Origin of the sequence: Amycolatopsis sp. NPDC006131, assembly GCF_040614175.1 — a bacterium.
Lineage (GTDB): Bacteria > Actinomycetota > Actinomycetes > Mycobacteriales > Pseudonocardiaceae > Amycolatopsis_E > Amycolatopsis_E tucumanensis.
In genome coordinates this window covers 13,153-24,632 of record NZ_JBEXTX010000076.1, presented here as the reverse complement: position 1 = coordinate 24,632, position 11,480 = coordinate 13,153, and the positions used below count along the sequence as shown (strand labels likewise).

The window sequence follows — 11,480 nt, the reverse complement described above, 5'->3', positions numbered from 1 at the left end:
ATTGGCAGAACGCTATCGCGATGCTTCCTCGCGCTCGCTACGGGATGGGGGTGTGCGGAACCGCTCACGGTGCGTCGCCGCCGACAACGGCCGCCGCTCGCGCCACCCGTGGCGCTCCAGGTCCGGAATGTCCTGCAGACGGCTCACCGGGCCGAGGCAGAGCCAGGCCACCGGCCGCACCCCGGCCGGGATCCCGAGCAGCTGGCGCAGGAAATCCTCGCGGTAGAAGCTCACCCAGCCGACGCCGAGGCCCTCCGCGGTGGCGGCCAGCCAGAGGTTCTGGATGGCCAGGCACACCGAGTACAGGCCGGCGTCGGCGATCGCGTGGCGGCCGAGCACGTCCGGCGCGCCGCGGCTCTCGTCGTAGGTCACGACGACACCGAGCGAGGACGACAGGATGCCCTCGATCTTGATCGGCGCGAAGGTCTCCCGGCGCTCCGGCGGCAGCGACGCGGCGAACACCTCGCGCTCGGCGAGCACGTGGTCGCGGAACGCGGTGCGTGTCCGGGTGCTTTCGACGAGCACGAAATCCCACGGCTGGGTGAGTCCGACGCTCGGCGCGGAGTGCGCGGCCTCGAGCACGCGGGTCAGCACCTCGTCGTCGATGGGGTCGCCGGTGAACTCCGCGCGCACGTCCCGCCGTCGCCGCAGGACCTCGTAGAACTCCTCGATCATGCGTCCAGGATCGCCGACACCCAGCGCAGCGCGGCGTCCACGTCCGCGACGGTGTACGCAGGCGGACGCGGCGGGCGCCGCACGACGACCACCGGCACCCCCTCCTGGCGGGCCGCGACGAGCTTGGCGGTGGTCATGTCGCCGCCGCTGTCCTTGGTGACCAGCACGTCGATGCGGTGCTCGCGCAGCAGCGCGGTCTCGCCCTCGACGGTGTACGGGCCGCGGTCGAGGAGGACCTCCAGGCGCGGCGGCAGCGGCGGCTCCGGCGGGTCGACGCAGCGGGCCAGGAAGTGCGCCCGCGTGCAGCGCGCGAAGGCGGACAGGCCCTGGCGGCCGCTGGTGAGGAAGATCCGGTCGCCGAGGCGTTCCACCAGGTCCGCGGCCTCGTCGAGGGTGTCCACCCAGTGCCAGTCGTCGCCGGGTCCCTGCTGCCAGCCGGGGCGCTGCAGCCGCAGCAGGGGCACGCCCGCCTTGCTCGTGGCCGTTGCCGCGGACGCTCCGATGCGCTCGGCGAACGGGTGTGTGGCGTCCACCACGGCGGCGGTGCCGTGTTCGGTCAGCCAACGCGCGAGGCCGTCCGGCCCGCCGAAGCCGCCGATCCGCACTTCGCCGACCGGCAGGCGGGGGTTGGCGACCCGCCCGGCCAGCGACGACGTGACCGCGACGCCGCGTCGCACCAGCCCGGCGGCCAGCGCGCGGGCCTCACCGGTGCCTCCGAGCACGAGTACTTCCGTCACGCCAGCCATACTGCCTGGTGATGAGGTACGGGTGGACCACCGGAGCGTGTGCGACCGCGGCCACCACGGCCGCGTACACCGCGCTGCTCACCGGCGAGTTCCCCGACCCGGTCGAGGTCGAGCTGCCGCAGGGGCGCCGCCCGGCGTTCGCGCTGGCCACCGAGCGGCTGGACGCGGATTCGGCGACCGCCGGGGTGATCAAGGACGCCGGTGACGACCCGGACGTGACGCACGGCGCGCTGATCCTGTCCACGGTCCGGCGTGGCGAGCCGGGCAGCGGCGTGACGTTCCGCGCGGGCGTCGGGGTGGGGACGATTACCCTGCCCGGGCTGCCGCTGCCGGTCGGCGAGCCGGCGATCAACCCGGTGCCGCGGCGGCTGATGACCGAGGCGGTGCGCCGGGTGGCGGCCGCGTTCGGCGATTCCGGGGACGTCGTGGTCGAGATCTCCGTGCCCGAGGGTGAGGAGCTGGCGCGGCAGACGTGGAACCCGCGGCTCGGCATCCTCGGCGGGCTGTCGATCCTCGGCACGACCGGCGTGGTGGTGCCGTACTCGTGCTCGGCGTGGATCGACAGCATCCGGCGCGGGGTGGACGTCGCGCGGGCGCTGGGGCACGAACACGTGGCCGGTGCGACGGGAAGCACGTCGGAGCGGGCGGTGGCCGAGCGGTACGGGCTGCCGGAGACGGCGTTGCTCGACATGGGCGACTTCGCGGGCGCGGTGCTCAAGTACGTGAAGCGCCACCCGGTGCCGCGGCTGACGATCGCGGGCGGGTTCGCGAAGATGTCGAAGCTCGCTGCCGGGCACCTGGACCTGCACTCGAAGCGGTCGCAAGTGGACCTCGCGCTGCTGGCGTCGCTCGCGCCCGAGCCGCTGGCCGCGCGCATCCTCGAGGCGAACACGGCGTTGCACGCGCTGCAGCTGTCGCAGGAAGCGGGCTTCCCGATCGGTGAGGCGGTGGCGGACCGGGCGCGGGCGTTCGCGGCGTCGGTGCTGGACCCGGCGCCGGTCGCGGTGGACGTGCTGGTGATCGACCGAGCGGGGAACGTGGTCGGGGTCAGCGAACCGCCGAGCGGCGCGGGTAGCTGACGCCCGGCGGCCAGGCCGGGCCATTCAGCGGCCAGCCGGCGCGGTGCACCGGCGCCGTCGGTCAAAACGTCCTGCGCGACCAGGTCGAGGATCGAACCGCCGGCGAGGCGTTTCGCGCGGGGCGGCGGAATTCACCGCCGGCGTTTCCGATCAATCGCCCGCCGGGTCCGGGACGATCCGGATCTTTTCCGACCGGTCCCGCGCCGCGGAGTACAGGTAGCTGTCCGGGAACTTCTCCGCCGCCAGCACGCGGCCCACGAAGATCACCGCCGCGCGGTCGATTCCCGCGGCGCGCACTTCGGGCGCGATCCGCGACAGGACGCCGCGCAGAATCCGCTGCCCCGGCTGGCTCGCGCAGTGCACCACGGCCACCGGGCAGTCCGCGCCGTAGTGCGGCAGCAGCTCCTCGACCACCTGCTCGATCCGGTTGATCGCCAGGTGCACGGCCAGCGTCGTGCCGGTCGCGGCGAAGTTCGCCAGCGTCTCGCCTGTCGGCATGGCCGTCGAGCGGGCCTGGACGCGCGTGATGACCAGGCTCTGCCCGACCGTCGGCACCGTCAGTTCGCGCCCGAGTTCCGCTGCCGCCGCGGCGAACGCCGGCACGCCGGGCACCACCTGGTAGGGCACGCCCGCGGCGTCGAGGCGGCGCATCTGCTCGGCCACCGCGCTGTAGATCGACGGGTCGCCCGAGCACAGCCGCGCCACGTCGTGGCCCGCGCGGTCGGCCGCCACCAGCTCGCCGACGATCTGCTCCAGCGACAGGTCCGCCGTGTCGATCTTGCGCGCGTCCGCCGGGCAGTGGGCGAGCAGGTCGGGCGGCGTGAGGCTGCCGGGGTACAGGCACACCCCGCAACGCGCCAGCAGGTCCCGCCCGCGCACGGTGATCAGGTCCGCGGCGCCGGGCCCGGCGCCGATGAAGAACACGGTCATTTCAGGAAACTCCATTGCGTCACGGTCCGGGCCGGGGTCCAGCCGGTGAATCCGCCGAGCGGCGCGGCGTGCTCGACGGCGATCCGGGTCAGCTCGCCGCCGTGCCGCTGGTACGCGCTCGCCAGCACTTGCTCCGAATCGAGCGTCACCGCGTGGGCGACGAGCCGCCCGCCGGGCCGCAGCGCGTCGAGGCAGACGTCCAGCGACGCCAGCCCGCCGCCGACGAACACCGCGTCGGGCGTGGGCAGGTCCGCCAGCACCTCCGGCGCGGCACCCGTCACCACCCGCAGTTCGGGCACGCCCAGCCGGTCCGCGTTGCGCCGGATCCGCGCGGCCCGTTCCGCACTGCGCTCGACGGCGATCGCGCGGTTCGCCGGATGCGCCCGCGACCACTCGATCCCGACGCTTCCGGCCCCGGCGCCGACGTCCCACAGCAGCTCACCGGCCACCGGCGCGAGCCGGGCCAGCGCGCTCGCCCGCAGGTCCCGTTTGGTGATCTGCCCGTCGTGCTCGAAGGCGTCGTCGGGCAGGCCGGGCAGGGTCGGCAACGCCAGGCCCGCGCACTCGACCGCGACGACGTTCAACGGATCGCCCGCGGGGTGTGACCAGTCTCGCGCGAAGCCTTCGACGCGGCGCTCGGCCGGACCGCCGAGCTGCTCCAGCACCGTGAGTTTGCTCTCGCCGAAACCCCTTGCCACCAGCACTTCGGCGAGTTCCGCGGGCGTGCGGCCGTCGGAGCTGAGCACCACCAGCCGGGCCCCCGGCGCGAGCGCCCGGCTCACCCGGTGCACGCTGCGCCCGACGACGCTGACCACCTCGGTCTCCTCCGCGGACCAGCCCATCCGCGCCCGGGCCAGCGCGACCGACGACACTGCGGGCACGATCCGCACGTGCTCTGCGCCGAACCGCCTGACCAGCGTCGTCCCGATGCCGGACAGCAGCGGATCGCCGCTGGCCAGCACGACGATCCGGCGTCCGGCGTGCTCGGCGAACAGGCCGTCCAGCGCGGGCAGCAGCGGGCTTGGCCACGCCACCTTCGGCACGTCCACCGGCACCAGGTCGAGCTGGCGGCGGCCGCCGAACAGCACCTCGGCCGCCGCGATCTCGGCGCGCGCGGGCTCGGCCAGCCCGGCCCACCCGTCGGCCGGGACACCCACAACGACGATCCTCACGGGGGGAGACCGTATGCGATGATCCTGGGGACGGTCGCCGCAGGAACCCGGTGCGACTCCGGGGCGGTCCCGCCACTGTGACCGGCCGAGCGTGCCGGGAGCCAGAGCTTCGGCGGCCGTTACGTGCCCGGCACGTGCCCTGTTCAGGCGGGCGAGGACACCCGCGCGTGGCGAAGGAGTTCGCTTGAGGCCGTATCCGTTCACCGCCGTCGTCGGGATGCCGGACCTCCGGCTCGGACTGGTGCTCTCGGCGATCTCCCCGGCCATCGGCGGCGTGCTGGTGCGTGGCGAGAAGGGCACCGCGAAGTCGACGATGGTGCGCGCGCTGGCCGGTCTGCTGCCCGAGGTCGACGTCGTCGAGGGCTGCCGGTTCTCCTGCGACCCCGCCGCGCCCGACCCGGACTGCCCCGACGCGCCGCACGACACCCGTGCGCTGCGCCGTCCCGCCCGGCTGGTCGAGCTGCCGGTCGGCGCGGCCGAGGACCGCGTGATCGGCTCGCTCAACCTGGAACGCGCGCTCACCGAGGGCGTCACCGACTTCCAGCCCGGCCTGCTCGCCGCCGCGCACCGCGGCCTGCTCTACGTCGACGAGGTCAACCTGCTGCACGACCACCTGGTCGACACGCTGCTCGACGCGGCGGCGATGGGCCGCGCGACCGTCGAGCGCGAGGGCGTCTCGGTGTCGCACGCGGCGCGGTTCGTGTTGATCGGCACCATGAACCCGGAGGAGGGCGAGCTGCGGCCGCAGCTGCTCGACCGGTTCGGGCTGACCGTCGAGGTCGCCGCGAGCCGCGATCCGGAGCAGCGCGCCGAGGTGATCCGCCGCCGGCTCGCCTACGAGGCGGATCCGGACTCGTTCGCCGCGCGGTACGAGGACACCGACGCCCAGCTCGCGGCCGAGATCGCCGCGGCGCAGAAGCTCCTGCCGTCGGTCGAGCTGAGCGACGAAGCGTTGCGGCAGATCGCCGAGGTGTGTGCGGCGTTCGAGGTGGACGGGATGCGCGCGGACATCGTCACCGCCCGCACCGCGGTCGCGCACGCCGCGTGGAGCGGGCGCACCGAGGTGTCCACAGAGGACATCCGCGTGGCGGCACGGCTCGCGTTGCCGCACCGGCGCCGCCGCAACCCGTTCGACGCGCCCGGGATCGACGAGGAGCAGCTCGAACAGGCATTGCGCGACGCCGAGCCGCCGGAGGACCCCGGCCCGCCGGACGACGACGGCCCCGGCTCGGGTTCCGACGCCCCGGCTGAAACCCCGCAGGGACAGCAGAACGACAGCGGTGGCGAACCGGGCGGCGGCGGGAGCGAGCAGCAGTCCGTCGGCGCCGGAAAGCCGTACCGGGCGAGGATGTTCAGCGTCGCCGGTATGGGTGAGGGCGCGCACGGCAAGCGGTCCCGCGCGGTGACCGACGCCGGCCGGACCATCGGCGTCCGGCCCCCCGGCACGCGCGAGGGGCGGCCGCACCTGGTGGCGACCGTGCGGGCGGCCGCGCCGCACCAGCGCTCCCGCGGCCGCGACGGCGCCGGCCTGGTGCTGCGGCCCAGCGACCTGCGGTTCGCGCTGCGTGAGGGGCGCGAGGGCAACCTCGTGTTGTTCTGCGTCGACGCGTCCGGCTCGATGGGCGCGAAGTCGCGGATGCGGGAGGTGAAGGCCGCCGTTCTGTCCCTGCTGCTGGACGCCTACCAGCGGCGGGACAAGGTCGGGCTGGTGACGTTCCGGGCCGGTGCCGCCGAGCTGGCGCTGCCGCCGACGATCAGCGTCGAGGCCGCCGCCGCGCGCCTGGAGGGCTTGCCGACGGGCGGGCGGACGCCGCTCGCGGAAGGACTTCTGGAGGCCGCGCGCGTGCTGCGGGTCGAGGCGGTCCGGGACCCGCGCCGTCGTCCGCTGCTCGTGGTGGTCACCGACGGCCGGGCCACCAGTGGCGCGGACGCGGTCGCGCGCTCGCAGCAGGCCGCGGAAATGCTGGCGGGGGCGGGCATCGCGTCCGTGGTGATGGACTGCGAGACCGGGCGCATGCGGCTCGGGCTCGCGGCGGAACTGGCCGCGCGGCTGGGCGGCGAACACGTGCCGCTGGGCGAGGTCGCCGCCGACACGCTGGCCACCGAGGTGCGCAGGAGGGCTGCCTGATGCCGCAGGGGAAACCGCTGGTCGTGCCGGACGACGGCCTCACCACCCGCCAGCGCCGCAACCGGCCGCTGCTCGCCGTGCACACCGGCGAGATGAAGGGCAAGTCCACCGCCGCGTTCGGGATGGCGCTGCGCGCGTGGAACCAGGGCTGGTCGATCGGCGTGTTCCAGTTCGTCAAGTCGGCGAAGTGGAAGGTGGGCGAGGAGAACGCCTTCCGCGCGCTGGGCGCCCTGCACGAGAGCAGCGGCCAGGGCGGGCCGGTCGAGTGGCACAAGATGGGCGAGGGCTGGAGCTGGTCACGCAAGCAGGGGTCGGACGAGGACCACGCCGCCAACGCGCGTGAGGGCTGGGCGGAGATCAAGCGCCGCCTCGCCGAGGAGCGCCACGACTTCTACGTGCTCGACGAGTTCACCTACCCGCTGCACTGGGGCTGGATCGACACCGCCGAGGTGGTCGCCGCGCTGCGTGACCGGCCGGGCCGCCAGCACGTGGTGATCACCGGCCGCAACGCGCCCGAGGAGCTGATCGAGGCCGCCGACCTGGTGACGCACATGACGAAGGTCAAACACCCGATGGACGCCGGGCAAAAGGGCCAGCGGGGCATCGAATGGTGAACCGCGTCGTCATCGCCGCGCCCGCGTCCGGGCACGGCAAGACGACGATCGCGACCGGGCTGATGGCCGCGTTGCGGGCGCGCGGGCTGGCGGTGTCCGGGCACAAGGTCGGGCCGGACTTCATCGACCCCGGCTACCACTCGCTGGCGACGGGACGGCCGCCACGCAACCTCGATCCGTTCCTGCAGGGCGAATCCCTGCTCGTGCCGTTGCTGCGGCACGGTTCCGCGGGCGCGGACATCGCGGTGATCGAAGGCGTGATGGGCCTGTTCGACGGGCAGCTCGGCACCGAGGGCTACGCGTCGACGGCGCACGTCGCGCGGCTGCTGGGCGCGCCGGTGGTGCTCGTGGTGGACGCGTCGGCGGCGAGCCGCAGCGTCGCGGCGATGGTGCTCGGGTTCGCGCGGTACGAGCCGGGCGTGGAGATCGCGGGCGTCATCCTCAACAAGCTGGGGTCGCCGCGGCACGAGGAGGAGATCCGGGCGGCCCTGGTGCGCACCGGGATTCCCGTGCTGGGCGCGTTGCGGCGCAGCGACGACATCCACGCGCCGAGCAGGCACCTCGGTCTGGTGCCGGCCGCGGAACGGGACGCCGAGTCCCGGGAGCTGCTGCCGAAGCTGGCCGCGTGGGTGGCCGACGGGGTGGACCTGGAAGCGATCGTGCGGGTGGCGCGGTCGGCTCCGGCTCTGACCGCCCCGGCGTGGGAGCCGAGCGGGTCGTATTCGGGGCCGCGCCGGGTGGTGGCGGCGGCCGCGGGGCCTGCGTTCACGTTCCGGTACACCGAGACGGTGGAGTTGCTCGCGGCGTCCGGTGTGGACGTCGTCGACCTGGATCCGTTGCACGACAAGGCGCTTCCCGAGGGGTGCGCCGGGTTGTACTTCGGGGGCGGGTTCCCGGAGGTGCACGTCGAGGACCTGTCGGCGAACGCGCCGCTGCGCGAGGAGCTGGCCGGGGCGATCCGGAGCGGGATACCGGTGGTGGCCGAGTGCGCCGGGTTGCTGTACCTGTGCCGGGAGCTGGACGGGCTGCCGATGGTGGGGGCGCTGGACGCCTCGGCGGTGATGACCAAGCGGGGCGCGCTGGGGTACCGGACGGCGTCAGCGCCGGTCGATCACCTGCTGGCTCGCGCCGGGGAGCGGGTGACGGGGCACGAGTTCCACCGGACCGTGGTGACGCCGCGGGCGGGCACGGTGCCGGCGTGGGAGTGGGACGGTGTCGCCGAAGGCTTCGCCTCGTCCACGCTGCACGCGTCGTACCTGCACGTCCACTGGGCCGGGCACCCCGCGCTGGCGCACCGGTTCGCGGCGGCGGTGCACGCGCGTGGCTGACTACGACCTGCACCACCACGGGGATCGCGAGGTCGGGGACGGCCTGGTGGACCTGGCGGTGAACGTCCGGCTGCCGTCGCCGCCGGCGTGGCTGCGGGCGGAGCTGGCCGCGGCGCTGGACGACCTGGCCGCGTATCCCTCGGCGGACGCGGCTGCCGAGGCGGTCGCGGCGCGGCACGGCCGGGACGTGTCGGACGTGCTGGTGACGGCGGGCGCGGCGGAGGCGTTCACGTTGCTGGCCAACGCGTTGCGGCCGCGACACGCGGTGGTCGTGCACCCGCAGTTCACCGAGCCGGAGGCGGCCCTGCGCGTGGCGGGCCACGAGGTGGACCGGGTCGTGCTGTCCGCTTCGGACGGTTTCACCCTCGGACCGGTGCCCGCGGACGCGGATCTGGTGTTCGTCGGCAACCCCACCAACCCGACGTCCGTGCTGCACCCGGCCGCGACGTTGCGTGCGCTGGTGCGCCCGGGCCGGGTGCTGGTGGTCGACGAGGCCTTCCTGGACGCGGTGCCCGGCGAGCCGGAAAGCCTGGCGGGGGAACGGCTTCCGGGTGTGGTGGTGATCCGCAGCCTGACGAAGACGTGGGGGATCGCGGGCCTGCGCGCGGGTTACGTCCTGGCCGAACCGTCGCTTGTGGACGCCCTGCGGGCCGTGCAGCCGCCGTGGTCGGTGTCGACGCTCGCCGCGCGCGCCGTGGTGGCCTGCATGCGACCGTCGGCGCTGGACGAGGCGGACAAGCTGGCGGTGCGGGCGGAGCAGGACCGGGACTACCTGGTCGCCGGTCTGCGCTCCCTGGGAGTCGAAGTGGCCGGCGAGCCACGCGGCCCGTTCGTGCTGGTGCGCATCCCGGACGCGGCGAACCTGCGGCTGCGCCTGAGAGCGGCCGGATACGCCGTCCGCCGAGGCGACACATTCCCCGGCTTGGACGGAGATTGGCTGCGGATCGCCGTGCGGGACCGCGAGGTGACCGACTCCTTCCTGGACGCGCTACGGTCTCGGCTGAACGGGTGAACTCTGTTCAACATGCGCTGACGGCGGCCGGCGAAGCGGTAGGTACGGGTGGTGCTATCGCCGAACGTCCGGCGGGGCTTCCGGGCTCTGATCGGAGAACAACTCTGGGGCGGTCTCGTCGCCCATGGCGTCACCCGCAGCTACCCGGCCGGATCCTTCCTGCTGCGCCAGGGCGATCCAGGAGGATGGGTGCTGGTCCTCCTGCGGGGACGTGTGAAGGTCACCGGGCACGACGAGGAGGGGGCGGAACTCCTCGTCTCGCTACGTGCGGCTGGTGACCTGGTCGGCGAGATCGCCGGTGTTCCACAGGTCGCGAGGACGGCGAGCGTGCAGGCGATCGACCGCTGCACCGTGCAAGTCCTCACCGCCGAGGTGTTCCGCGAGTTCCTCCGCCGGAACTGTGCGGACAGCCAATTCACCGATTACCTGCTGGCCAAACTGTCCGAAACGGTCCCCTACCAGATGCAGTTGGTGCACTTCAGCGCCCAGCGCCGTCTGGCAAGGCTCATCCTGGAACTGGTCGCGCTGGCCGATCCAGGTGATCCGGAGCGGATGCAGGTGCCGTTCTCGCAGGAGGCGCTCGCTCGTGCGCTCGGGCTGTCCCGAAGCACCGTGGCCGAACAGATCTCGGTCCTCCGCGCATCGGGGGCTCTCGGTCTCGGTCGGCGGCTCCTGGTGGCGGATCTCGACAAACTGGCGGACAGTGCTGGACTGTGACGGCAGTCACTGCGGAGTTTGTCTGCCATCGGACAATTCCCGGACCGCGCCTCGCGGATCGTCTTGCCAGTGCCTCGCACCAGGAGCGCAGGCAGGAAGGCGATCACGATGGACAAGCACGATCACGTCGAAGCACTACCTCCGTACCGGGCTCTGCTGGTGGTCGACATCAAGAACTTCAGTGGCAGGCGCGGCAGGTTCCACGCCGAGCTGACCGAGGCCGTGCCGGAAATCCTCGAGCAGGCGTTCCAGCGGGCCGGGTTGTCCGGGCTGTGGCAGGAGCACAGGTACCGATCGACGACGGGCGACGGTTACGTCGCGGGCTTCCGCGCCGAGATGCTGCCGTTCCTGCTCAACCCGTTCCTGCCCGCGCTGCAGGAGGAGCTGGAGTACCGCAACACGGTCGGTTGGCGTCCGGCTGGCGAAGAGCCGCTGCGGATGCGCGTCAGCGTCAACGTGGGCCCGATGACGGACTCGGGCCGCGGTATCTCCGACGGGAGCGGGGAGTCGCGGGTGGAGAACCACCGGCTGCTCGACTCGGAGCCGGTCCGCGACCTGCTGAGTCGTTCGGGCAAACCGACCTGCGTGGCGGCGATCGTCTCGGAGCGAGCGTTCGCCGACGCGGTCGCGACCGGCTACACGGGGGAGGACGAGGCTTTGTACGTCCGGGTTCCGGTCAGTCAGAAGACCTACCGCGGTGCCGCCTACCTGCGCGTGCCCAAGCCCTCCGGCGACCTCCTCGACCGCGGTTTCCGGAACGAGGTCGAGGCGGCCGAGGACCCGGACGGCCGGCCGGAGACCGCGACGAACTCGACGGTGATCCACCACGCGAGCGGTCCGTTGCACAGCGGCTCCGGCAACCAGTTCAACGGGGAAACGCAGAACATCGTCGGCCGCAACACCGGCGGGATCCACCAGTCCTTCGACAGGCGTGACCGGTGAGCACCCCCACGAACCGGACCGAGATCGCCGACGTGGCCGGCCCGGTGCACACCGGCAGCGGGGACCAGATCCACCACTACTACCAATTGCTCGGGCAGGTGCGGGAGGACCCGGTGCCGGCCACACGCAGGCCGGTC

11 protein-coding genes and 1 riboswitch are annotated in these 11,480 nt (G+C 73.4%); of the genes, 7 read left to right on the top strand and 4 right to left on the bottom strand.

The annotated features are described in order from the left end of the window. Window positions 1-12: 12 nt before the first annotated feature. Both bluB and ABZ215_RS30385 read right to left on the bottom strand, forming a co-directional pair. On the bottom strand, window positions 13-675 hold the full coding sequence (bluB, locus tag ABZ215_RS30390; RefSeq protein WP_354953469.1) for a 5,6-dimethylbenzimidazole synthase: 663 nt from the start codon (window positions 673-675) through the stop codon (window positions 13-15). Next, window positions 672-1,397, bottom strand: coding sequence for a cobalt-precorrin-6A reductase (locus ABZ215_RS30385; RefSeq protein ID WP_354953491.1), 726 nt, complete (start codon window positions 1,395-1,397; stop codon window positions 672-674). Before ABZ215_RS30385 ends, bluB begins: the two co-directional genes overlap by 4 nt. A 35-nt stretch (window positions 1,398-1,432) precedes the next feature. Here ABZ215_RS30385 and ABZ215_RS30380 point away from each other — a divergent pair, with 35 nt between their 5' ends. After that, on the top strand, window positions 1,433-2,500 hold the full coding sequence (locus ABZ215_RS30380; RefSeq protein ID WP_237336030.1) for a cobalt-precorrin-5B (C(1))-methyltransferase: 1,068 nt from the start codon (window positions 1,433-1,435) through the stop codon (window positions 2,498-2,500). A 150-nt stretch (window positions 2,501-2,650) separates the two neighbouring features. Here ABZ215_RS30380 and cobM read toward each other — a convergent pair whose 3' ends face one another. Together cobM and cbiE are read right to left on the bottom strand one after the other, a co-directional pair. After that, window positions 2,651-3,430: a precorrin-4 C(11)-methyltransferase gene (gene cobM, locus ABZ215_RS30375; RefSeq protein WP_020421892.1), complete on the bottom strand. Its 780-nt coding sequence runs from the start codon at window positions 3,428-3,430 to the stop codon at window positions 2,651-2,653. Continuing rightward, window positions 3,427-4,587, bottom strand: a complete 1,161-nt coding sequence (cbiE, locus tag ABZ215_RS30370; protein WP_354953489.1) for a precorrin-6y C5,15-methyltransferase (decarboxylating) subunit CbiE — start codon at window positions 4,585-4,587, stop codon at window positions 3,427-3,429. The genes cobM and cbiE overlap by 4 nt, the downstream gene beginning before the upstream one ends. A gap of 61 nt (window positions 4,588-4,648) precedes the next feature. Continuing rightward, a riboswitch (cobalamin riboswitch) is annotated at window positions 4,649-4,708 on the top strand. Between the two features lie 78 nt (window positions 4,709-4,786). On the opposite strand from cbiE, the gene ABZ215_RS30365 reads away from it, so the two are divergent. The 6 genes from ABZ215_RS30365 to ABZ215_RS30340 all read left to right on the top strand — a co-directional run bounded on the left by ABZ215_RS30365 (window position 4,787) and on the right by ABZ215_RS30340 (window position 11,343). After that, window positions 4,787-6,730 carry a putative cobaltochelatase gene (locus tag ABZ215_RS30365; protein WP_354953467.1) on the top strand — a complete coding sequence of 648 codons (1,944 nt, stop codon included), beginning with the start codon at window positions 4,787-4,789 and terminating at the stop codon, window positions 6,728-6,730. Next, window positions 6,730-7,344, top strand: a complete 615-nt coding sequence (cobO, locus tag ABZ215_RS30360; protein WP_020421889.1) for a cob(I)yrinic acid a,c-diamide adenosyltransferase — start codon at window positions 6,730-6,732, stop codon at window positions 7,342-7,344. The genes ABZ215_RS30365 and cobO overlap by 1 nt, the downstream gene beginning before the upstream one ends. After that, complete coding sequence (locus ABZ215_RS30355; protein WP_354953465.1) at window positions 7,338-8,672, top strand: cobyrinate a,c-diamide synthase; 1,335 nt, start codon at window positions 7,338-7,340, stop codon at window positions 8,670-8,672. Before cobO ends, ABZ215_RS30355 begins: the two co-directional genes overlap by 7 nt. Continuing rightward, a complete protein-coding gene (cobC, locus tag ABZ215_RS30350; RefSeq protein WP_354953463.1) occupies window positions 8,665-9,684 on the top strand; it encodes an Rv2231c family pyridoxal phosphate-dependent protein CobC in 1,020 nt (339 codons plus the stop codon). Before ABZ215_RS30355 ends, cobC begins: the two co-directional genes overlap by 8 nt. Window positions 9,685-9,732: 48 nt before the next feature. Continuing rightward, window positions 9,733-10,401 (top strand): Crp/Fnr family transcriptional regulator, encoded by a 669-nt coding sequence (locus ABZ215_RS30345; RefSeq protein ID WP_027936439.1) that lies wholly within the window; start codon window positions 9,733-9,735, stop codon window positions 10,399-10,401. A gap of 108 nt (window positions 10,402-10,509) precedes the next feature. Then, window positions 10,510-11,343 carry a hypothetical protein gene (locus ABZ215_RS30340; RefSeq protein ID WP_354953461.1) on the top strand — a complete coding sequence of 278 codons (834 nt, stop codon included), beginning with the start codon at window positions 10,510-10,512 and terminating at the stop codon, window positions 11,341-11,343. Window positions 11,344-11,480 lie beyond the last annotated feature (137 nt).